The organism is Thermus thermophilus HB8, from assembly GCF_000091545.1.
Lineage (GTDB): Bacteria > Deinococcota > Deinococci > Deinococcales > Thermaceae > Thermus > Thermus thermophilus.
On record NC_006461.1, the window covers coordinates 644,082 to 665,489 of the forward strand.

Here is a 21,408-nt window from a genome sequence, read left to right on the forward strand (position 1 = left end):
ATGGACGCCCTCGCCCGTCTGGAACGCCTGCCCTTGGGCAGGCCCCACTACCGCCTCCTCCTGCTTCTCGGGTTCGGCTGGGCCCTGGACGCCATGGACGTGGGGCTCATCAGCTTCACCCTGCCCGCCCTTTCCCGGGACTTCGGCCTGGACCCGGTGGGGGCGGGGCTTTTGGGGAGCGTGGGGCTTCTCGGGATGCTCTTCGGGGCCCTCCTCGGGGGGCGGCTTGCCGACCGGTTCGGCCGGAAGGCGGTGGTGGGGTATAGCCTCTTCCTCGCTGGGCTGGGAAGCCTCCTCACCGCCCTCGCCCCAAGCCTTTCTTGGGTTTTCCTCTTCCGCTTCCTCACGGGGCTTGGGCTGGGAGCGGAGCTTCCCGTGGCGGCAAGCCTCATGGGGGAGTTCAGTCCCAAGGCCCACCGGGGGCGGATGGTGGTCCTCCTCGAGGCCTTCTGGGCCGTGGGGTGGCTCCTCGCCGCCCTCGTGGGCTACCTCCTGGTCCCCTCCTTGGGCTGGCGGGCGGCCTTCCTCGCCGGGGCCCTTCCCGCCCTTTACGCCGCCTACCTGAGGCTCTCCCTCCCCGAGTCCCCCCGCTGGCTCGTGGCCCGGGGCCGGGCGGCGGAGGCGGAGGCCCTGGTGGCCTCATGGGAAAGGGCCTTTCCCGGGCCCCTTCCCGAGCCTCGCCCTGAGCCCGCCCCGCGCCCCCTCCCCTACGGGGCCCTCTTCCGCCCGCCCCTCCTCCGGCGCACCCTCTTCCTCGCCCTCGCCTGGTTCGCCCTGAACGCGGGCTACTACGGGGCCTTCATCTGGCTCCCCTCCCTCCTCGTGGCCCAGGGCTACACCCTGGTGCGCTCCTTGGAGTACGTCCTCCTCATCACCTTGGCCCAGGTGCCGGGCTACCTCGTGGCGGCCTTCTTGGTGGAGCGCTGGGGGAGGCGGCCCGTGCTCGTGGGGTTTTTGGGCCTTTCCGCCCTCTTTGCCTGGCTCCTTTCCCGGGCCGCTTCCCCCGGGGAGGTGCTCCTCTTTGGGGCCCTCCTCGCCTTCTTCAACCTGGGGGCCTGGGGGGCCATTTACGCCTACACCCCGGAGCTCTTCCCCACGGCGCTTAGGGGGAGCGGGGCGGGCTTCGTGGCGGCGGTGGGCCGGGTGGGGGGGATCCTCGCCCCCTACGCCACCGGGGCCCTCCTTCCCCTTTGGGGCCCGGGCGGGGTCTTGGCCCTCCACGGGGGGCTTCTTCTCCTCGCCGGGGTCTTCGCCTTCGCCGTGGGGGTGGAGACCCGAGGGAAGCCCTTGGAGGAAGCATGAGGGTGGCCCTCACCATCGCGGGCTCCGACTCGGGGGGCGGGGCGGGGGTGCAGGCGGACCTCAAGGTCTTCTTCCGCTTCGGGGTCTACGGGACGAGCGCCCTCACCCTGGTCACCGCCCAGAACACCCTGGGGGTGCAGCGGGTGCACCTCCTTCCCCCCGAGGTGGTCTACGCCCAGATAGAGAGCGTGGCCCAGGACTTCCCCCTTCACGCCGCCAAGACGGGGGCCTTGGGGGACGCGGCCATCGTGGAGGCCGTGGCCGAGGCGGTGCGGCGCTTCGGGGTCCGGCCCTTGGTGGTGGACCCGGTGATGGTGGCGAAAAGCGGGGACCCCCTCCTCGCCAAGGAGGCGGCGGCCGCCCTCAAGGAGAGGCTTTTCCCCTTGGCGGACCTCGTCACCCCGAACCGCCTCGAGGCCGAAGCCCTCCTGGGGCGCCCCATCCGTACCCTTAAGGAGGCGGAGGAGGCCGCCAAGGCCCTCCTCGCCCTAGGCCCCAAGGCCGTCCTCCTCAAGGGGGGGCATCTGGAGGGGGAAGAGGCGGTGGACCTTTTGGCCACCCGGGGAGGGGTCTTGCGCTTCTCCGCTCCCCGGGTCCATACCCGGAACACCCACGGCACCGGCTGCACCCTCTCCGCCGCCATCGCCGCCCTCCTCGCCAAGGGAAGGCCCTTGGCGGAGGCGGTGGCCGAGGCCAAGGCCTACCTCACCCGGGCCCTGAAGACGGCGCCCTCCCTGGGCCACGGCCACGGGCCTTTGGACCACTGGGCCTAGGCGGGTTCCGTAACGGTGCCCAGGCCGGGGCGGTGAGGGCTTTTTGGGGTACTCAGTAGAAGGCCCCCAGGTCCACGGTGAAGGCGTAGAGGCAGTCCTTCTCCGACTCGGTGAGGAAGACCACCTCCAGGGGGCCCTTTGGGTCCACGGGCTTTCCGGAGAGGTCCAGGTAGAAGACCAGGGTGCCCGTGTACCCGTCCTCCTTTTCCTGCCAGTCGTCCAGGTAGGTGGCCCGGTAGGCCCGGACGTAGCTTTCCCCCTCCGGGGTCTTGAGCCGCACCCCCAGGGTGTAGGCGGCCCGGTGCTCCAGGCGCTTGAGCCCCGAAAGGCGCAGGTAGACCCGGAGGTGGCCGTCGGGGAGGAGGCGCTTGGCCTCGGGGAGGACCTCCTCCGCCTGGACCCGCCGGAACTCGTTCCGGGCCCTCTCGGCCAGGATCTCCACCACCTCCGCCTGGCCGGCGACCCGGGCCCACACGGGGCGGCTTCCGGGGAAGGGGAGGCACCCCTCCCCCCGGAGGACCCGGACCTCCAGGGGGGAGAGCTCCACCGCCGTGGGCAAGGGGGGGATGCGGCTGTAGGCCCCGTCCACCACCTGCCGGGCGAGCTCCAGGTCCAGGGCGGGCTGCCAGGCGAGGGCTAAAGGAAGGAAGGGAAGCAGAACCGCTAGGCCTCTTCTCACGGCTGACCTCCTTTCGCGTACAGGAAGACCATCTCGCAGAGGCTTTCCGCCGCCACCTGGATGCGGGCGGCGTCCTCTGCGCTTACCACCACGAGGTCGTGGAACCGGCTTTCCGGCGTCCGCGTCCGGGTACCCAAGGCCTTGACCCAAAGGACCCGCCCGTAGGGCGCGGGGTCAAAGGCGCCCTGGGGGAAGAAGAGGGCGATGCCGCTCCGGTCCACCACCTCCGTGGGCACCCCCTGCACCTTGGCCGCGGGGGGCCAGACCCGCTTCCCCTCGGGCGTGAGGACCTGGGGGTTGGGGTTCGGGTCCAGGGGGAAGGGGGTGGCGTCCACCACCACGGCGCACCGCCCCCAGTCCCTCCCCCCTTGGACCCCGCCCGGGGGGAGGAGGCCTTCCCGGCCCAGCTCCCCCGCCGGGCGGGAGGGGGGGAGGGCGGCCTCCCGGGCGGGGCCCATCCTTCCCTCCGGCAGGGCCCCGGGGGCCTGGGCCGGGAGGGGAAGCGGGTTCGGGGTGCCGGGCGCGGGCGGGGCCTTCTCCGCCGCAAGCCCTCCGCCGGAGGAAGAAGGGGCCAGGGCCTCCGCCTTCGCAGGGGTCGGGGCGGAAGGCGTAGGCGCCAAGGCCTCCGCCGGGGCGGGGGCGGCCGCTTGGCCCCAGGAAGAGGCTCCCGCCTCCTCCGCCGTGGGGGCCTGGGCCTCGGGGGCGGGGGCGGCGAAGGCCTCCTGGGCCGGGCGGGCGGCCTCGAGGCCCCCCGTGCCCCGGGCCAGGGGCTCGGCGGGGCTGGCCTCCCGGCCTAGGGCGGGGGCTTCCCGAGGCGGGGCGGCCTCCTGGGCCAGGGAGGCTTCTTCCCGGCTTGGGGCGGGGAGGGCCTCGGCTTGGGCCCGGGGGGCGGGGGAGGGAGAGGGGAGGAGGCGCTCCTCACCCCCGGAGGCGATGGGGGCGCGCTCCAGACCCCGGGGGGGCGTGGGGTTCACCCGGGCCTGGGGGGCGGGTTGGGGTGGGGGCGTCTGGGGCCTCGAGGCCTCGGCGGGCCTGGCCTCAGGGATGGGGGCTTGGGGCTTGGCCTCTTCTCTGACGGCCTCCACGGGCACGGGCGCGAGGCGCACCGTGTAGCTGGGAAGGGGGAGGGCGGGCTCGTAGCGCACCACCCCAAGGAGGAGGAGGCCGTGGACCAGGAGGGCGAGGAGGAAGGCCCTCCGCTCAAGGCCGGACGCCCACCTCAACCTTCTCCCCCCCCGCGCGGCGCACCGCCTCCAGCACGGCCACCACCGTGCCGTGGGGCACCTCCCGGTCCGCCTCGAGGCGGACCGCCGTCCCCTCCTGGAGGAGGGGGCTCAGGGCCTGGGCCAGGTCCTTTAGGGCCACGGGCTTCCCGTTCAGGGCAAGGCGTCCTTCCCGGTCCAGCTCCAGGAGCACCCCCCCGCTACCCTGCCTCCCCTCCGCCCGGGGAAGGTCCACGGAGAGGGCCCGCTGGGGTAGGGCCTCGGGCCAGCGGGCGAGGAGGAGGGCGAAGAGGGCGAGGAGGAGGAAGAAGTCAATGAGGGGGATGAGGTTCAGGACCAGGGGCCGCCGGCTCACTCTTCCCCCCCCTCCATGGCCCCAAGGAGCACCCGCCCCCCGTAGGCCACCACGGCCACGAAAAGGCCCATCCCGGTGTTGGTGAGGGCCTCGGCGATGCCCTGGGCCAGAAGCTCCGGGTTCCCCCCCTGGCCGAGGGCCAGGAAGGCCCGGATCATGCCCAGGCTGGTGCCGAAGAGCCCGAGGAGGGGGGCGAACTGGGCCAGGTCCCCCAGCCGGTCCAGGGTCCTCGCCGTGGCCTTTCTGCGGAAAAGGCCCGCGAGGACCAGGTAGAGGGTGTAGACGGAGAGGGCGAACAGGATCCAGAAAACGGGTCCTGCCGCCCGGATGAGCTCGGCCCCGCTCATGGTTCCGCCATTTTAGGGGGGGCGGGCGTGAAAAGGGTGAAGGCCCTACCCCTTCACCGAGCCCGCGAGGAGGCCCCGGAGGAAGTAGCGGCCGAGGAGGATGTAGACGAGGAGGGTGGGAAGGGCCGCCAGGATGGCCCCGGCCATGGGCAGGTTCCACTTCACCGCCTCCCCTCCGGCGAGCTGGGCCAGGGCCACGGTGATGGGCTGGCTCTCGGGCCGGGTGAGGGTGACGGCGAAGAGGAACTCGTTCCAGATCTGGGTGAACTGCCAGATGGCCACCACCACGAAGGCGGGGACGGAGAGGGGCAGGATCACGTGGCGGAAGATGCCGAAGAACCCCGCCCCGTCAATGCGGGCCGCCTCCACAAGCTCGTCGGGGATCTCGCTGTAGTAGTTGCGGAAGATGAGGGTGACGATGGGGATGCCGTAGATGACGTGGACCAGGACGAGCCCGAAGAGGCTGCCGTAGAGGCCGATGGACTTCATGAACTGGAAGAGGGGGATGAGGATGCTCTGGTAGGGGATGAACATCCCGAAGAGGATCAGGGCGAAGAGGAGGCCCGACCCCCGGAAGGGCCACTTGGCCAGGACGTACCCGTTCAGGGACCCCACCAGGGCGGAGAGGAGGGTGGCGGAGACGGCGAGGACCACGGAGTTCTGGAACTTGGGCCGGAAGGCCTCCCAGGCGGTGCGGAAGCTCTCCCAGTAGGGGGGGTGGGGCCACTGCCAGACCGTCTCCAGGGTGATCCGGGCGGGCTCCTTTAGGGCGGTGAGGACCACCAGGTACACGGGGAGGAGGAAGAAGCCCGCCATGAGGAGGAGGAAGCCGTAGAGGAGGGCCCGGCCCATCACCGCCGCACCTCCTTCCTGAGCTGGGTGGCCAGGTAGGGGACGACCACCACGGCCACGAGGAGGAGCAGGAGGATGCCGATGGCGGCCCCCTTGGCGAACTGGTTGCCCCGGAAGGCGAGGAGGTACATGTAGATGGCGGGCACGTCCGTGGGGGCGTAGTCCAGCCCGGCCATGGCGAAGACGAGGTCAAAGATCTTCAGGGCGATGTGCCCCAGGACGATCATGGCCGAAAGGGTGATGGGGGCGAGCATGGGAAAGATGACCCGGCGGAAGAGCTGCCACTCGCTCGCCCCGTCCACCCGGGCGGCCTCGAGGACCTCCACGGGGATCCCCCTCAGCCCCGCCAGGTAGAGGGCCATGGTGTAGCCGGACATCTGCCAAACCGCCGCCAGGATCACCCCCACCAGGGCCAGGCTGAACCCGTGGACCTCGGGGTAGGGGAGGAGCCTCAGCCCCCGTCCGAAGGCGAAGGCCCAAAGGAGGAGCACCCCGGCGGAGGCCAGGCCCCAGAGGGCCCGCCGCCTCTCCCCCTCGCGATAGGCGGCGTAGGCCACGTAGAGGAGGACGAGCCCCACCACGAGGGCGGTGTAGAAGGGCAAGCGGTTCCAGTCAAAGACCAGGACCTGTTCCCGGGTGGCGAGCCAGGGGAAGGAGAGGGGGGGCAGGCCGAAGAGGGTGGGGAGGACGTTCACCCCGCCTTGGGGCTGCAAAAGCCAGCGCCAGATGGTCCCGGTGACCACGAAGGAGAGGGCCATGGGGAAGAGGAAGACCGTGCGGAAGAAGCTTCCCCCCTGGGGGCCTTGTCCACCGCGAGGGCGAGGAGGAGGCCCAGGCCCAGGCTTCCGGCCATGAAGAAGAGGGTGAAGAAGATGAGGTTCACGACGCTTTGGCGGAAGCGGACGTCCACAAAACCGGTGAAGAGCTCGCGGTAGTTCTCCAGGCCCACGAAGCGGAGCTCGGGCCTTAGGGCCAGGGCCTGGGCCGGGTCCTTGCCCCAGTCGGTGAGGGAGACCCAGAGGTTCTGCCCGATGAAGCCGTAGACGAAGACCCCCACGGCGAGGACGGAGGGGAGGAGGACGAGGAATGCCAGGATGCGGTCGCGCATGGGAAAAAAAGGGGGTGGGCCGAGGCCCACCCCACGCGGCCTCTTACTGGCCCAGCCGGCCCAGGCCCACCTGGTCGGCGATGGCCTGGGCGGCGTTGGCCGCGGCCTGCGGATTCCTGGTCTGGAGGAAGATCTCCATGACCGTGCCGAACTGGCTCATGAAGCTCTCGGGCGCCACCGCCCCGTGGACCAGGGAGCCCACGATCCGGTTGGACCTCCAGTCCTTCATGGCGGACTGGCCGTAGGCGTTGTACTTGCTGGGGTCGGAGTCCAGCCGGGCGGCGATGGAGCCCTTGAGGGGGTTGAAGGTGTCCTGACCCTCCTTGGAGCCCACGAGCCTAAGCCAGTTGATGGCGTTCTGCCGGTTCTTGGCCCCCTTGGGCAGGCCGAAGGAGTCGGAGAGCATCATGAAGACCCCCTGGGTGCCGGGGGAGGGGGCCCAGGCGAAGTCGGTCCCGGGCTTGAGCTTGAGGGTGGTGGTCATGTAGCCCGCGGCCCAGTCGCCCATGACGTTGAAAGCGGCCTTGCCCTGGACCACCCGGTCCACCGCCTGCTGCCAGGAAAGCCCGGCGGCGTCCTTGTTGGCGCAGTCCAGCACCCGGCCGAAGACCTCCCAGGCCCGCACGGCCTTGGGGTCGGTGAACTTGAGCTTGCCGTTCCAGAGGTTGTTCCAGTCGTCGGGGCCGAGGACGGCGAGGGCGACGCTCTCCCAGAGGTGCTGCTGCGTCCAGTTCTCCCCCAGGGCGAGGGGCGCCTCGAGGCCCTTTTGCTTCAGGGTCTGGCAGGTGGCCAGGAACTCGTCCCAGGTCCGGGGCGGGTTGACCCCCCACTCCTTGAGCTTGGCGGGGAGGTACCACATCACGTTGGAGCGGTGGATGTTCACGGGCACGCTCCAGATCCCGCCCTTGTAGGAGATGAGGTCAATGAGCCCCTTGGGGAAGGCCTGGAGCCACCCTTCCTGGCGGAAGAGGGCGGAGAGGTCCTCCATCCGGTTCGCCACCACCCAGGTGCCGATGAGCTCCATGCCGGCGTGCACCTGGAAGGTGTCCGGGGGGTCCCCGCCCAGCATCCGGGTCTTGAGGACGGCGCGGGCGTTCACCCCGGCGCCGCCCGTCACCGTGGCGTTGATGACCTCCACCCCGGGGTACTTCTGCTTGTAGAGCCGGATCAGGGCCTCGAGGGCCGGCCCCTCGTCTCCCGCCCACCAGGAGAAGATCTCCAGCTTGCCTCCTTGGGCCAGGGCGCTAAGCCCCAAGACCATACCGATCGCCAAAAGCCACTTCCGCATACCCTTCACCTCCATTGCGACGTGGGCCTTCCGCCCACAAGCCGCCCAGCTCAAAAAACCGCGCCAAGAAGAGGCTCGCCCCGCCCACCGCCGGGGCCAGGTGGCCGTAGACCGAGGGGGCCACGGGGAGCCTCCGGTGGGCCTCCAGGAAGGCGTGGGCCTCCAGGGAGGCTCGGAGGGGCGCTTCCAGGAAGGGGAAGAGCTCGGCCACCCGCCCGCCCACCACCACCCGGGCGGGGTCGTAGGCCACGGCCAGGTTGGCGAGGAACCGGCCCAGGGCCTCCCCCAGCTGGCGGAGGGCGAGGAGGGCCGCCTCCTCCCCGGCCCGGGCCCCGGCGAGAAGGCCCTCCAGCGTGGAGGCGGTGCCCCCCAGGGCCCGGTAGCGCTTCACGAGGGTTTCCAGGCCCAGGGCCACCTCCAGGCACCCTCGGCGGCCGCACCGGCAAGGGGAGACCCTCTCCCCAAGCCAGTGCCCCACCTCCCCGAAGGCCCCGGTGGCGCCCCTGAGGAGCCTGCCCTCGGCCACCACCCCCACGCCGAGCCCCGTGCTCAGGACCACGTAGGCGAGGTTCTGCTCCCCGTGGAGGAAGACCTCGGAAAGGGCGGAGGCCTTGGCGTCGTTCTCCAGGGCCACGGGAAGGGGGAGGGCGGCGAGGTGGGGGCTGAGGTCCACCTCCCTCCACCCCAGGTTGGGGGCGAGGAGGAGGCGGCGCCCCGCCACCACCCCGGGCAGGGTGATCCCGAGGCCCAGGGCGTCTTGAAGGTGGGGGCGGACCTCCAGGAGGAGGCGTTGGATGCGGGCGTGGAGGTCCTCCTCGGGGGCGTGGGCCCACTCCTTGCTCCAGGCCACCTGCCCCTGCCAGTCCAAGGCCACGAGGACCGTGCCCTCCACGCCCACCTCCGCGCCCAGGGCCATCCGGGCCCGGGGCCTGAGCCGGAGGAGGGTGGGCGGCCGGCCCAATGGGGAGGGCGCGGCGGGCCCCTCCTCCAAAAGCCCCTCCTGGAGCAGCTCCTCCACGAGGCGGCTCACGGCGCTCTTGGCGAGGCCTGTGGCCCGGGCCAGGTCGGCGCGGGAGAGGGGGCCCCGCCTGAGCTGGTTCAGGATGGCCCTGCGGTTGAGCCTGCGGAGGGTTTGGACGTCGCCCTTACGCTCCGCGCGCTCCTTAGTTCGTTCCCAGGTCTAACTAAAGCACGCGCCCCCCCAAGGCGTCAAGGGGGTATACTGGGAAGCCCGCAGGGAAGGGAGGAACGGATGGGAGAGCCGGTGATCCTCGAGGCGGTGCGCACGCCCATCGGCAAGCGGAACGGGGCCCTGAGGGCCTACAGGCCCGATGCCCTCTACGCCAAGGTCCTGGACGCCCTCTTGGAGCGGACGGGCATAGACCCCGGCCTCATCGGGGACGTGGTCACGGGGTGCGTGACCCAGGTGGGGGAGCAGGGGGCGAACGTGGGGCGGCTTGGGGTGCTCCTCTCCAGGCTTCCCAAGGAGGTCCCCGCGGTGAGCTTGAACCGCATGTGCGGCTCCAGCCAGCAGGCCGTCCACTTCGCCGCCCAGGCCATCGCCGCAGGGGATGTGGACTTCGCCATCGCCGGCGGGGTGGAGAGCATGACCCGGGTGCCCATGTTCGCGGACATCGGCGGGGGCTTCCACACCCTGAACCCCGAGCTTGGGAAGAGGTACGAGCTCGTCCACCAGGGGGAAAGCGCCGAGCGGATCGCTGAGCGCTACGGGTTTTGCCGCGAGGAGCTGGACGAGTGGGGGTACCTCTCCCACAAAAGGGCCGCCCGGGCCACGGAGGAGGGGCGGTTTTCTGCCCAGATCCTCCCCCTCGAGGGGCTGGACGCCGAGGGGAGGCCCTTCCTCCTCACCCGGGACGAGGGGGTCCGCCCCGATGTGGACTACGAGAAGATGCTCGCCCTGAAACCCGTCTTCCGGGAAGACGGGGTGGTGACGGCGGGGAACTCCAGCCAGATCTCCGACGGCGCCGCGGCCCTCCTCCTCGGGGACCGGGAAAAGGCCCTGGCCTTGGGCCTGAGGCCCAGGGCCCGCTTCCTCGCCCGGGTGGTGGTGGCGGGGGACCCTACCCTGCAGCTTCTTGAGGTCATCCCCGCCGCGAAAAAGGCCCTGGAGCGGGCGGGGCTCTCCTTGCGGGACGTGGACGTCATAGAGGTCAACGAGGCCTTCGCCAGCGTGGTCCTCGCCTTCCTGCGGGAGCTTGGGGCGGACCCCGAAAAGGTGAACCCCAACGGCGGGGCCATCGCCCACGGGCATCCCTTGGGGGCCACGGGGGCCGTGCTCATGACCAAGCTCCTTTATGAGCTAGAGCGCACGGGAAGCGAGTTCGGCCTCCAGGTGATGTGCATCGGCCACGGCCAGGCCACGGCCACGGTGATCCAGAGGCTATAGGGAGGGGAGGATGGAGCGGAGCGCCTTGGTGACGGGCGGGGCCTCGGGCCTCGGGCGGGCGGCGGCCCTCGCCTTGAAGGCGAGGGGCTACCGGGTGGTGGTCCTGGATCTCAGGCGGGGAGGGGAGGACCTGATCTATGTGGAAGGGGACGTGACCCGGGAGGAGGACGTAAGGCGGGCGGTGGCGAGGGCCCAGGAGGAGGCCCCCCTCTTCGCCGTGGTGAGCGCCGCCGGAGTGGGCCTTGCCGAGAAGATCCTCGGCAAAGAGGGCCCCCACGGCCTGGAAAGCTTCCGGCGGGTTCTTGAGGTGAACCTCCTCGGCACCTTCAACGTGTTGCGCCTCGCCGCCTGGGCCATGCGGGAAAACCCGCCCGACGCCGAGGGTCAGCGGGGGGTCATCGTGAACACGGCGAGCGTGGCCGCCTTTGAGGGGCAGATCGGCCAGGCGGCCTACGCGGCGAGCAAGGGGGGCGTGGTGGCCCTCACCCTTCCTGCGGCCCGGGAGCTCGCCGGATGGGGGATCCGGGTGGTGACGGTGGCCCCGGGCCTTTTTGACACGCCCCTCCTCCAGGGGCTTCCGGAAAAGGCCAAGGCCTCCCTCGCGGCCCAGGTCCCCTTTCCCCCGAGGCTTGGCCGCCCCGAGGAGTACGCCGCCTTGGTCCTCCACATCCTGGAAAACCCCATGCTGAACGGGGAGGTGGTCCGGCTGGATGGCGCCCTCCGCATGGCCCCCCGGTAAGGTCTTGGACCTCACCCGGCTTTTGCCCGGGCCCTTGGCGGGAAAGCTCCTCTTGGAGATGGGCTTTCCCGTCCTCAAGGTGGAGCCCCCAGGGGGGGACCCCCTGAAGGCCCTCGCCCCCGAGGCCTACCGCTTTTTGAACGAGGGGAAGGAGGTCCTCGTCCTGGACCTGAAGGCGGAGGAGGGAAGGGCGCGGCTTCTGGGCCTGGTGGCGGAGGCGGCCGTCTTCCTGGAGTCCAACCGCCCGGGGGCGATGGAGAGGCTCGGCCTGGGGCCCGAAACGCTTCTGGCCGAGAACCCCCGCCTGGTCTACGTCCGCCTCCGGGGCTACCGGGACGCTCCCGACCCCGGCCACGACCTCACCTACCTGGCGGAGGCGGGGCTTCTTGGGCGGTTTCCCTGGCGGGCCTTCCAGTTCGCCGACCTGGCGGGGGCCTACGCCCTGGCCCTCGCCGCCCTCAAGGGCCTCCTCCTGGGGGGCGGGTTTTACGAGGTGGCCCTCGCCGAGGCGGTGAAGTCCATCGCCTATCCGCCGATTCCCTTCCTGGACGGCTCGGTCCTCTGCTACGGGGTCTACCGGGCGAGGGAGGGGGAGGTGGCCCTCGCCGCCCTCGAGCCCCACCTCTGGGCCCGCTTCTGCCAAAAGGCGGGGCTTCCCGAGCTTGTGGAGGCCGCCTTCAGCCCTGCTTCCCCGGAAAACCCCCTCTACAGGACCCTTTGCGCCTTCTTCGCCCAAAGGCCCGCCCGGGCCTGGGAGGCCTGGGCCAGGGAGGAGGGCCTCCCCCTCAGGGCCGTCCGCTAGCGGGCCGTCCAGCCCAGGTCTATGGGGAAGACGGCCCCGGTGATGGCGCTGGCCTTCTCCGAGGCCAGGAAGAGGGCGAGCTCGGCCACCTCCTCGGGCGCTATGAGGCGCTTGATGGCCGCCTGGGCCAGGAAGACCTTCTCCGCCACCTCCTCGGGGGGGATCCCCAGGGTTTTGGCCTGGTCCTGGATCTGGCCCTCCACCAGGGGGGTGCGGACGTAGGCGGGGGCGATGGCGTTTACGGTGACGCCATGGGGCCCGGCCTCGAGGGCCACCGTCTTCGTGAGGCCGATGAGGCCGTGCTTGGCCGAGATGTAGGCGCTCTTAAAGGGGCTCGCCACCAGGCCGTGGATGCTGGCGATGTTCAGGATCCGGCCCCAGCCCCTTCGCTTCATCCCGGGGAGGAGGGCTTGGGTGAGCTGGAAAGGGGCGGTGAGCATCACCTGGAGCATCCGTTGCCAGACCTCCAGGGGGAACTCCTCCACGGGGGCGATGTGCTGGAAGCCGGCGTTGTTCACCAGGACGTCCACGCCCATGGCCGCTGCCTCCTTGCCCAGGGCCTCCACCTCTTTGGGGTCGGCGAGGTCCGCCTGGAGGAAGACCCCGGAAAGCTCCTCGGCGAGCCTCGAGGCGTCCCGCACGTCGTGGACCAAGACCCTCGCCCCCTCCCGGGCGAAGGCCCTGGCGATGGCGAGGCCGATGCCGCTTCCCGCGCCGGTGACGAGGACCGTCCTTCCCGAAAACGCTCCCATATGGGCCTCCTATAGGCTAAGGTACGCTTCCCGCACCCTCGGGTCTTGGGCCAGGGCTTGGGCGGGGCCCTCCAGGACCACGCGGCCGTGCTCCAGGACGTAGCCCCTTTCCGCCACCTCCAGGGAGAGGGCCACGTTCTGCTCCACGAGGAGCACCCCCACCCCCCCGCGGGCCACCTCCTTCAGGGCCAGGAGCACCTCCTCGGCGAGCCTCGGGGAGAGGCCCAAGGAGGGCTCGTCCACGAGGAGGATCCGGGGAAAGCCCATGAGGGCCCGGCCGATGGCGAGCATCTGCTGCTCCCCTCCGGAGAGCGTCCCCGCGAGCTGCCGCCTGCGCTCGGCGAGCCGGGGAAAGAGGGCGTAGACCCTCTCGTACCCCTCCTTCTCCCGCCCGGGGGCGAGAAAGGCGGCCCCAAGCCGGAGGTTTTCCTCCACGGTCATGAGGGGGAAAAGCTGCCTCCCCTCGGGGACGTGGCCGAGACCCAGCCGGGCCCTCCTTGCCGGGGAAAGGCCCCTAAGGTCCTTCCCGCCCAGGAGGACACTTCCCTTCCAGGGGCGGAGGAGGCCCGAGAGGGCGCGGAGGAGGGTGGTCTTGCCCGCCCCGTTCGCCCCGAGGAGGGCCACGAGCTCCCCTGCTTCCACCTCCAGGTCCACGCCGAAGAGGACCTGGGCCTTGCCGTAGCCGGTTTCCAGGGCCTGGACCTCCAGCCTCATGCCCGCCTCCCCAGGTAGGCCTCCCGCACCCGCTCCTCCCGGGCCACCTCCTCGTAGGCGCCCTCGGCGATCTTCTCCCCGTGGTCCAGGACCACCACCCGGTCGGCCAGGGCCTTGACCACGGGCATCAGGTGCTCAATGAAGAGGATGGAGACCCCGCTATTTCGGATCCTCCGGATCATCTCCACCGCCTCCTGGGCCTCCTTGGGCCGAAGCCCCGCCATGACCTCGTCCAAAAGGAGGACCTTGGGCCTCGTGGCCAGGGCGCGGGCGAGCTCCAGACGCTTGTCCTCGAGGAGGGTGAGCTCCGAGGCCAAGGCCCTGGCTCCGGAGCTCCCCGCCTTTGAGGTGGAAAGGGCGCTAAGCCTCGTCCGGGGCTGGCCCTTGGGGCTGAGGCTCGTCCTCCTCGCCATGCGCAAGGGCCTGAGGCCCGAGCTCGCCCTGGAGAGCGCCGAGGGGCTTCTCGCCTACCTGGGGCAGGCCCTGCCCAAGGAGGTCCTGGACCGGGCCTCCCGGCTCGCCCTCCTCGGGGAGGTGGACGAGGAGGAAGGGGCCTTCCTCCTCCCTTACGCCGAGGACCTGCTTCTGGAAAGGCGGGAGGGGCGCATCTGCTTCCACCCCCTGGTGCGGAGCGCCCTCAAGGCCCTCCTTCCCGAAGGGGAGGCCCGGGGCCTCCTCGCCCGGGCGGCGGAGGCGGCCTTGGCCCGGGGCGAGGGGGTGCGGGCCGCGGAGTTCCTCCTGGAGGCCGGGCGCTTCGGCCACGCCGCCGACCTCCTCCTCAAGGAGGGGGAGGGCTGGCTGGCGCGGGGGCTCACCTACACCGTGCTCCGCCTCCTCGGCCACCTGCCGGAGGGGGTGCGCCGGGGGCGGGCGGGGCTTCGCCTCCTCGAGGCCGAGGCCCTGCGCCAGGCGGGGCGGTACCGGGAGGCGGAGGCCCTCTACCGGGAGGCCCTCGAGGCGGGGGAGGAGCGGGCCTACCTCGGCCTCGTCCGCCTCTTCCTGGACACGGTGGAGCCCGCCCGGGCCAAGCCCTTCCTGGAGGAGGCCCTCCGCCGCTTCCCCGGCCTGGCCCGCCCCCTCTTGGCGGAGAACCTCCTCAACGAGGGCCGGGCGGGGGAGGCGGAGGCCTTGGGCTTCTCGGGGCCGAGGCTTTTCCTCCGCCAGGGGAGGCCTGCGGAGGCCTTAGAGCTTCTCAAGCGGGCGGAGGACCCCGGCCTACACCGCCCGCCCCAGAACCACCGGGAGGGAAGCCTCCTCCGGGCCCTTTTGGAGTGCGTGGCCGGGGACGCGGAGGAGGGGCTTCGCTTTGCGGAGCGGGGCCGGTTTGAGGCGGAGGCCCTGGGGAGCCCCTTCGGCCTGAGCCTGGCGGAGGCCCGCAAGGGGCACGCCCTCCTCGCCTTGGGCCGTCTGCGGGAGGCGGAGGCCAGTTACCGCGCCGCCCTCGCCCTGAGCGAAGGGGGCCCGGCCCGCCTGGGGGTGGAGGCCTTGGGGGGACTTGCCGCCTTGGGCGACGACGGGGCCTACCGGGAGATGGTCCGGCTCTCCCGGGCCTCGGGGGACCTCTGGGTGGAAGGGTTCCTCACCCTGGTGGTGGCCCTAGCCCGGCTCCGCCTTGGGGAGGAGTTCCCCTTGGGCGCCTTCCCCGCCCCCGACCCCTTCCTCGAGGCCCTGGCCCGGGCCTACCCCTTCCGGGACGGGTGGGAGGAGGTGCTTGAGCGCTACCCCTTCCTTGCGGGGAGGACCCTCTTCGCCCCGCCCCTCGCCCGGCTCCGGCGGGCCCTTTGGCGGCTCAGGCGCCTTCCCGTGCCCTACCACCCGGGGGTGCGGGTGGAGGTCCGGGCCCTGGGCGGGTTTGAGGTGCGGGTGGAGGGCAGGCCCGTCCGCTTCCGGCGGGAGAAGGCGCGGCTCCTCCTCGCCCTCCTCACCGTGAGGGACTGGGAGAAGGAGGACCTTCTGGAGGCCCTGGAGGCCACCCCGGGGGAGTTTAGGGTCCTCTGGTGGGAGGTGGTGAACGCCCTGGAGCCCGAAAGGCCCAAAGGGGCCCCTCCCTACTTCCTCCGGACCCGGCCCTACGGGCTGAACCTCGAGGCGCCCGAGCTCTACCTGGACCTCCGCGACCCCGCCCTTCCTCCCCTTTCCCCCTACCGGGGGCTGGACCACCCCGTCCTGGACGAGGCCGCCCGGGCCTACCTGGAGGAGAGGCGGCGGGGCCTCCTGCAAAGCCCTCGCCCCGAGGACTGGCTTTTGGCCCTGCGGCTGGACCCCCTGGACGAGGCGGCTTTGGGCCGCCTCCGGGGGACGGCGCTCTACGAAAAAGGGCTCCGCCTCCGCCTTGTGGCGGAGGCGGAGCTGGAAGGGGACTAGGCCTTGCTGGCCTCTTGGGCCTTCCTGCGGTTTTTCCAGGCCACCACCAAGGCGCTCACCACGTAGATGGAGCTGTAGGTTCCCACGAAGATGCCCACGAAGATGGCCAGGGCGAAGTCCCTGAGGACGCTCCCTCCCAGGAAGAGGAGGGCGAGGATGGGAAGGAGGGTGGTGAGGCTCGTCATCACCGTGCGGGAGAGGGTCTGGTTGATGGAGCGGTTGACGAGCTCGGCGTAGGGCAGGTGCCGGAGGAGCTTCTGGTTCTCCCGGATGCGGTCCGAGACCACGATGGAGTCGTTGATGGAGTAGCCCACGATGGTGAGGAGGGCGGCGATGGTGGGGATGGAGAACTCCAGGCCCAGGAGGCTGTACATCCCGGCCACGATGGCCACGTCGTGGGCCACGGCCAGGATGCTGGCCACGCCGAAGGTCCAGTCAAAGCGGAAGGCCACGTAGAGGAGGATGAGGCCAAGCCCCACCAGGACCGCCATCACCGCGTTGCGCCTCAGCTCCTCCCCGATGGCCGGCCCCACGGTCTCCGAGGCCAGGACCGTGGCCTTGAGCTCGGAGGCGAAAAGCCGTTCCAGCTCAAGCCGCCTCTCGTCGGAAAGGGGCGGGAGCTTCACCAGAAACTCCCGGTAGGCCGCCGTGGGGGCCTGGACCTGGGTGATCACCGCCTCCTTGCCGGGGAAGCCCTTCTCCTCGAGGAAACGCCTCAGCGTCTCCACCTCCACGTTGGGCTCGGCCCGCAGGGTGTAGGCTGTCCCCCCGGTGAAGTCAATGGAGTAGTTGAAGCCCTTGGCGAAGACCACGCCCGCCGCCAAAGCGGCGAGGAGGAGGGTGGCCGCCGTGACGTAGCGGGCGGGGCCCATGAAGTTGAACCGCGGGTCCACGAGCCACATGGGGGGGCGGATCTCGCCCCGGTCGGCCAGGCGCTCCAGGAGGTGGCGGCTGAAGACGAGGTTGGAGAAGACGCTGGCCACCACGCCGATGGCCAGGATCACGGCGAAGCCCCGCACCGGCCCGGTGGCGTACTGGTAGAGGGCGGCCGCCGCCAGGAGGTGGGCGATGTTCACGTCCATGATGGTGAGGGTGGAGTGGCGGAAGCCCTCGGGGATGGCCTGGCGGAGCTTCTTCCCGGCCCTGAGCTCCTCCTTGATGCGCTCAAAGGAGAGGACGTTGCCGTCCACCGCCGCCCCCAGGGTGAGGACGAGGCCGGCGATGCCGGGGAGGGTCAGGGTGGCCCCGAGGCCCGAGAGGAGGCCCAGGATGAGGGCCGAGGTGTAGAGGAGGCCCAAGGAGGCCACGAGCCCCAGGTGGGGGCCGTAGTAGGCGAAGATGAGGAGGAAGATGGCCAGGGTGCCGATGAGGGCGGAGCGGATCCCCGCCTGGATGGCGTCCTGGCCCAGGGTGGGGCCGATGGCCCGGATCTCCGCCACCTTGAGGGGGACCGGCAGGGAGCCCGAGCGCAGGACGAGGGCGATCTCGCTCGCCTCCTCCACGCTGGAAAGCCCCTCTATGACCGCCTGGCCTCCGGTGATGGCCTGGCGGATCACGGGGGCGGTGTAGACCCGGCCGTCCAGGACGATGGCGAGCCGCTTGCCGATGTTCTGCCGGGTGACCTCCTCAAACTTCTTCGCCCCTTCCGGGGTGAAGGTGAGGGAGACCTGGGGACGGCCGAACTGGTCAAAGACCGCCCGGGCGTCGGCCAGGTCCGCCCCGGTGAGGAGGGGCGGGCCGAGGTCCTCCGGCTTGATCAGGTCCTTCTCCAGCTCCTCCCGGTTGAGCCTGGGGTTCTCCCGGAGGGCCTGGTTGATCTGGGCCACGGTGGTGCCCGTGGCCCCCTCCTTGACGATGCGGAACTCCAGGACCGCCCTCTGCCCAATGAGCTTGAGGGCGCGGTCCTGGTCGGCCTGGGAGAGGCCGGGGAGCTCCACCACGATCCGCTTCTGCCCCTGGATCTGGATGAGGGGCTCGGCCACGCCGAGGGCGTTGATCCGGTTCTCCAGGACGGTCCTGGCCTTCTCCAGGTCGTCCAGGGTGGGGTTCTCCACGTCGGCCTCGAGGACGATCCTCAGACCCCCCTTCAGGTCCAGGCCCAGGCGGACCTTGGGCTCCTCGGGGGCCCAGGGCTTCCATACGAAGAGGAGGGCGAGAAGAAACACGCCGAGCAGGAACAGGCTGGTGAGGTTTTTCCGGTTCATGCGCTTCCCCTTGGGTGCGCGTCACGCGCCGTGGTCCCTAATGCCTTTTGCCGCCTTTGCCGCAAGACGTTCCGCGGGGAGAGGCGCCTAACCCCCTTCCAGCTGCAGCCGGGCGAAGAGGAGGAAAAGCTTTTCGGCCTTGGCGAAGCCCTCCCCGGCCTTCGGCCGGAGGGCCGAAGGCCAGGGCTTCGGCGGAAGCCCCCTTCGCGCCTCCGGCACGGGCGGCGCCGGGAGGAGGGGGCTTCGCTCCTCCTGCTTCGCCAGGATGGGCCCCGGGGCGAAGAGGCCCTCCGCGCCCTTGGGGGCCTCTGGGAGGCGCTCGGCCCCGTAGAGGCAAAGGGCGAGGAGGGCCAGGAGGCGGAGCATGGCCTTAGGCGGGGACCTCCACCATCTGGAAGGCCTCGATCACGTCCCCTTCCCGGAAGTCGTCAAACCCGTCCAGGCCGATGCCGCACTCGTAGCCCTGGGCCACCTCGCGCACGTCCTCCTTGAAGCGCTTGAGGCTGGCGATGCGCCCTTGCCAGATCACCTGGCCGTCCCTCAGGACCCGCACCTCGGCGTTCCGCGGGATCCGGCCCTGGGTGACCATGCACCCCGCCACCTGCTTGCCCGTGGGAAGGCGGAAGATGGCCCGCACCTCGGCCTGGCCCAGGACCTCCTCCTTGTACTGGGGCTCCCTCTGCCCCTTGACCATGTTGCGGACCTCGTCCACCAGGTCGTAGATGATGCGGAAGGTCTTGAGGAGGACGCCCTTCTCCTCCGCCTTCTTCTTCACCGAGCCCGGCGGGTTCACGCCGAAGGCCAGGATGGCCGCGTTCGCCGTCTGGGCGAGGAGGACGTCGGACTCCGTGGGGGCGCCCACCTGGGCGAGGAGGATGTTGATCTTCACGTCCTCGGTGCTCTCCCGGGCCAGGATGTGCTGGATGGCCTCGAGGGAGCCCTGGGTGTCGGCCCGGAGGATGAGGTTGAGCTCCTTCCTCCCCTCCTCCTGCATGGCCCGGAGGAGCTCGGCCATGGTCCGGGGGCGGCGGGCCTTCTCCTCCTCCTCCCGCGCCTTCCTCTCCTCCTTGCGCTCCTCGGCGATCTCCTTGGCGGCCTCGAGGTCCGGCACCCACTCCACCACGTCCCCGGCGTGGGGGAGCTCCTGGAAGCCCAAAACCTGGACGGCGCTTCCCGGCCCCGCCTCCTTGCGCTGGTTGCCGTCGGCGTCCATCATGGCGCGGATGCGGCCGTAGGCCTCCCCGGCCACCACATAGTCCCCCACCCGGAAGGTCCCCTCCTGGACGAGCATGTTGGCGATGATGCCCGCCTGCTTGTCCAGCTTGGACTCCAGGATCACCCCCCGGGGCTCGGCGTTGGGGTCGGCCCGGTAGTCCTCCAGCTCGGCGAGGAGGAGGATCATCTCCAGGAGGTCCTGGACCCCCTGCCCCGTCTTGGCGCTGATGGGGATGACGATGGCGTCGCCGCCGTACTCCTCGGGGACGAAGCCCCGCTCCATGAGCTGCCGCTTCACCTTCTCGGGGTCCGCCTGGGGCAGGTCAATCTTGTTGATGGCAAAGATGAGCTTGGCCCCCGCGGCCTTGGCGTGGGCGATGGCCTCCTCCGTCTGGGGCATGATGCCGTCGTCGGCGGCGATGACGATGACGGCGATGTCCGCCACCTTGGCCCCGCGCTGCCGGATGGTGGTGAAGGCCTCGTGCCCCGGCGTGTCAATGAAGACCACGGTGCCCTGGGGCGTCTTCACCTCAAAGGCGCCCACGTGCTGGGTGATCCCCCCGGCCTCCTTCTCGGCGATGCGGCTTTTGCGGAGGTAGTCCAGGAGGGTCGTCTTCCCGTGGTCCACGTGGCCCATGATGACCACCACGGGGGGGCGCCGGGGGAGGCTCTTGCGGCGCTCCTCCTCGGCGAGCTTCTCCTGAAGTCCCCGCTGCTCCTTCACGAGCTCCCGCACCGCCTCCGCGTCCTTCTCCTCCAGGGTGGAGGCGTGGGACTTGTAGGCCACCCCCATCTGGTCCAGGAGCTCCAAAAGCTCCTGGGTTTCCATGCCCAGCTCCTTAGCCAGCTGGTAGATCCTTACCTTGGCCATCCTCACCTCCTAGATAAGCGGCCAGGGCCTCGGCCAAGGCCCTGGCCTTGGCCCCGGCGAAGCGCCGGAGCCGCTTTTCCGAGCGGCACTCGGGGCTGTCGGGGCAGACGTAGGCCCCCCGTCCCGGCCGCTTGCCGCTCGGGTCGATGACGAAGCCCTCCTCCGTGACCAGGATGCGGAGAAGCTCCCCCTTGGGCCGCCTCCGGCGGCAGGCCACGCACATGCGGATGGGGACGTGCTTCATCCGAGGTCACGGAAGAGCTTCTCAAACTCCTCGCGGGCCTTCCTTTCCCGGGCCTCGGCCTCCTCCTCGGCGGCGCGCCGCAGGGCCTCGTCCAGGTCGGAGATCTCCGCCTCCTCAAAGTGGATGTCGTACCCGGTGAGCTTGGAGGCCAGGCGGACGTTCTGCCCCCCGGTGCCGATGGCCAGGGAGTGCTGGTCCTTGGTGACCTTGACCCGGGCCTTCTTCGCCTCGGGGTCAAGCTCAATGGAGCCCACCTGGGCGGGGGAGAGGGCGTTGCGGATGAACTCCTTGGGGTCCTTGGACCACAGGATGATGTCCACCTTCTCCCGGCCGAGCTCGGCGGAAACCGCCTGGATGCGCTGGCCCTTGTGCCCGATGCAGGCCCCGATGGGGTCCACGTTGGGGTTGTGGCTCGTGACCGCCACCTTGCTCCGGCGGCCGGGCTCCCGGGCGATGGCCTTGATCTCCACGATGCCCTCGGCGATCTCGGGCACCTCCTGCTTGAGGAGGTGCTCCAAAAGCTTCTCGTGGGCCCGGCTCACCAGGAGGGAGGGGCCCTTGGCGGACTTGTCCACCTTCTTCAGGTAGACCTTGATCCGCTGGCCGGGGTGGTACTTCTCCGTGGGGATCTGCTCGCTCCGGGGGAGGTAGGCCTCGCCCCGGCCCAGCTCCACGAAGACGTTGCCCCGGTTGTCCACCCGGGTGACCACCCCGGTGAGGACCTGCCCCTCCTTGTCCTTGTACTCGTTGTAGATCCGGTTGCGCTCCGACTCCTTGAGGCGCTGGGTCAGGATCTGGCGCAGGTCCTGGATGGCCATGCGGGAGAGCTCCTCCGGGTTGATGGGGAACTCCATCTCGTCCCCCACCTGGACCTCGGGGTCGTACTGGAGGGCCTCGGCGAGGGCGATCTCCTTGTCGGGGTCCTCCACCTTCTCCACCACCCGCCGGACCTCCACCATCTCAATGCGGCCCGAGTTCGGGTCAATGTAGACGTCCACCTCGGGGCCCTTCCCCTGGTCAATCTCCTCCTTCTTGTAGCCCTTCTGCCGCTTGATGTAGGCCTTGCGCAGGGCCTCCTTGAAGGCCTCCAGGATCTCCTCCACGCTGACCCCGCGCTCCAGGGCCAGGTGCTGCATGGCTTCCACGAACTCCCTGTTCATCGCTTTTTA

At 70.6% G+C, this 21,408-nt stretch carries 20 protein-coding genes and 2 pseudogenes; 6 read left to right on the forward strand and 16 right to left on the reverse strand.

Annotated elements, in window-relative coordinates; translation table 11 throughout:
• Both TTH_RS03540 and thiD read left to right on the forward strand, forming a co-directional pair.
• On the forward strand, window positions 1-1,302 hold the full coding sequence (locus TTH_RS03540) for an MFS transporter (protein ID WP_011228118.1): 1,302 nt from the start codon (window positions 1-3) through the stop codon (window positions 1,300-1,302).
• Window positions 1,299-2,075, forward strand: coding sequence for a bifunctional hydroxymethylpyrimidine kinase/phosphomethylpyrimidine kinase (thiD, locus tag TTH_RS03545; protein WP_011228119.1), 777 nt, complete (start codon window positions 1,299-1,301; stop codon window positions 2,073-2,075). Before TTH_RS03540 ends, thiD begins: the two co-directional genes overlap by 4 nt.
• Before the next feature lie 52 nt (window positions 2,076-2,127).
• Here thiD and TTH_RS11660 read toward each other — a convergent pair whose 3' ends face one another.
• The 8 genes and pseudogenes from TTH_RS11660 to TTH_RS03585 form a co-directional block, all read right to left on the reverse strand.
• On the reverse strand, window positions 2,128-2,754 hold the full coding sequence (locus tag TTH_RS11660) for a hypothetical protein (RefSeq protein WP_011228120.1): 627 nt from the start codon (window positions 2,752-2,754) through the stop codon (window positions 2,128-2,130).
• Entirely contained in the window at window positions 2,751-3,977 is a 1,227-nt protein-coding gene (locus TTH_RS11665; protein WP_164926039.1) for a hypothetical protein, read from the reverse strand. The genes TTH_RS11660 and TTH_RS11665 overlap by 4 nt, the downstream gene beginning before the upstream one ends.
• The gene (locus TTH_RS03560) at window positions 3,955-4,332 is read right to left on the reverse strand and encodes an ExbD/TolR family protein (protein ID WP_008632077.1); all 378 of its coding nucleotides are present in this window, start codon (window positions 4,330-4,332) and stop codon (window positions 3,955-3,957) included. Before TTH_RS03560 ends, TTH_RS11665 begins: the two co-directional genes overlap by 23 nt.
• On the reverse strand, window positions 4,329-4,679 hold the full coding sequence (locus TTH_RS03565) for a MotA/TolQ/ExbB proton channel family protein (RefSeq protein ID WP_011172775.1): 351 nt from the start codon (window positions 4,677-4,679) through the stop codon (window positions 4,329-4,331). The genes TTH_RS03560 and TTH_RS03565 overlap by 4 nt, the downstream gene beginning before the upstream one ends.
• 45 nt (window positions 4,680-4,724) lie before the next feature.
• Window positions 4,725-5,531: a carbohydrate ABC transporter permease gene (locus TTH_RS03570; RefSeq protein ID WP_011172776.1), complete on the reverse strand. Its 807-nt coding sequence runs from the start codon at window positions 5,529-5,531 to the stop codon at window positions 4,725-4,727.
• Window positions 5,531-6,639: pseudogene (locus tag TTH_RS03575) on the reverse strand (carbohydrate ABC transporter permease). Before TTH_RS03575 ends, TTH_RS03570 begins: the two are co-directional and overlap by 1 nt.
• Before the next feature lie 43 nt (window positions 6,640-6,682).
• Window positions 6,683-7,927 (reverse strand): ABC transporter substrate-binding protein, encoded by a 1,245-nt coding sequence (locus TTH_RS03580; RefSeq protein ID WP_164926040.1) that lies wholly within the window; start codon window positions 7,925-7,927, stop codon window positions 6,683-6,685.
• Window positions 7,884-9,032 carry an ROK family transcriptional regulator gene (locus TTH_RS03585; RefSeq protein WP_164926091.1) on the reverse strand — a complete coding sequence of 383 codons (1,149 nt, stop codon included), beginning with the start codon at window positions 9,030-9,032 and terminating at the stop codon, window positions 7,884-7,886. The genes TTH_RS03580 and TTH_RS03585 overlap by 44 nt, the downstream gene beginning before the upstream one ends.
• A 147-nt stretch (window positions 9,033-9,179) precedes the next feature.
• Here TTH_RS03585 and TTH_RS03590 point away from each other — a divergent pair, with 147 nt between their 5' ends.
• Genes TTH_RS03590 through TTH_RS03600 form a run of 3 tightly spaced genes read left to right on the forward strand, consistent with a single transcriptional unit; the run spans window position 9,180 to window position 11,875 of the window.
• Window positions 9,180-10,334, forward strand: coding sequence for a thiolase family protein (locus TTH_RS03590; protein WP_011228126.1), 1,155 nt, complete (start codon window positions 9,180-9,182; stop codon window positions 10,332-10,334).
• A gap of 10 nt (window positions 10,335-10,344) precedes the next feature.
• Window positions 10,345-11,073, forward strand: a complete 729-nt coding sequence (locus tag TTH_RS03595; RefSeq protein WP_011228127.1) for a 3-hydroxyacyl-CoA dehydrogenase — start codon at window positions 10,345-10,347, stop codon at window positions 11,071-11,073.
• Entirely contained in the window at window positions 11,045-11,875 is an 831-nt protein-coding gene (locus TTH_RS03600; RefSeq protein WP_011228128.1) for a CoA transferase, read from the forward strand. The genes TTH_RS03595 and TTH_RS03600 overlap by 29 nt, the downstream gene beginning before the upstream one ends.
• On the opposite strand, the gene TTH_RS03605 is transcribed toward TTH_RS03600, so the two are convergent.
• The 3 genes and pseudogenes from TTH_RS03605 to TTH_RS03615 all read right to left on the reverse strand — a co-directional run.
• Window positions 11,872-12,627 (reverse strand): 3-hydroxybutyrate dehydrogenase, encoded by a 756-nt coding sequence (locus tag TTH_RS03605; RefSeq protein ID WP_011172783.1) that lies wholly within the window; start codon window positions 12,625-12,627, stop codon window positions 11,872-11,874. The two genes, TTH_RS03600 and TTH_RS03605, sit on opposite strands and share 4 nt — an antisense overlap.
• Before the next feature lie 9 nt (window positions 12,628-12,636).
• Window positions 12,637-13,341: an ABC transporter ATP-binding protein gene (locus TTH_RS03610; protein ID WP_011228129.1), complete on the reverse strand. Its 705-nt coding sequence runs from the start codon at window positions 13,339-13,341 to the stop codon at window positions 12,637-12,639.
• A pseudogene (locus TTH_RS03615) lies at window positions 13,338-13,667 on the reverse strand (ABC transporter ATP-binding protein C-terminal domain-containing protein); the annotation flags it as partial. The gene TTH_RS03610 and the pseudogene TTH_RS03615, both read right to left, overlap by 4 nt.
• Between TTH_RS03615 and TTH_RS03620 the strand changes: the two are divergent.
• Window positions 13,642-15,705, forward strand: coding sequence for a hypothetical protein (locus tag TTH_RS03620; protein ID WP_224065226.1), 2,064 nt, complete (start codon window positions 13,642-13,644; stop codon window positions 15,703-15,705). The pseudogene TTH_RS03615 and the gene TTH_RS03620 sit on opposite strands and share 26 nt — an antisense overlap.
• On the opposite strand, the gene secD is transcribed toward TTH_RS03620, so the two are convergent.
• From secD to nusA, 5 genes are all read right to left on the reverse strand, one after another.
• Complete coding sequence (gene secD / locus TTH_RS03625; RefSeq protein ID WP_011172795.1) at window positions 15,702-17,909, reverse strand: protein translocase subunit SecD; 2,208 nt, start codon at window positions 17,907-17,909, stop codon at window positions 15,702-15,704. The genes TTH_RS03620 and secD overlap by 4 nt on opposite strands.
• Before the next feature lie 87 nt (window positions 17,910-17,996).
• A complete protein-coding gene (locus tag TTH_RS03630) occupies window positions 17,997-18,275 on the reverse strand; it encodes a hypothetical protein (protein WP_011228132.1) in 279 nt (92 codons plus the stop codon).
• A 4-nt stretch (window positions 18,276-18,279) separates the two neighbouring features.
• Window positions 18,280-19,995 carry a translation initiation factor IF-2 gene (gene infB, locus TTH_RS03635; protein ID WP_011172797.1) on the reverse strand — a complete coding sequence of 572 codons (1,716 nt, stop codon included), beginning with the start codon at window positions 19,993-19,995 and terminating at the stop codon, window positions 18,280-18,282.
• Window positions 19,964-20,239: a YlxR family protein gene (locus TTH_RS03640; RefSeq protein WP_011172798.1), complete on the reverse strand. Its 276-nt coding sequence runs from the start codon at window positions 20,237-20,239 to the stop codon at window positions 19,964-19,966. The genes infB and TTH_RS03640 overlap by 32 nt, the downstream gene beginning before the upstream one ends.
• Window positions 20,236-21,399: a transcription termination factor NusA gene (gene nusA / locus TTH_RS03645; protein WP_011172799.1), complete on the reverse strand. Its 1,164-nt coding sequence runs from the start codon at window positions 21,397-21,399 to the stop codon at window positions 20,236-20,238. Before nusA ends, TTH_RS03640 begins: the two co-directional genes overlap by 4 nt.
• Between the last annotated feature and the right edge of the window lie 9 nt (window positions 21,400-21,408).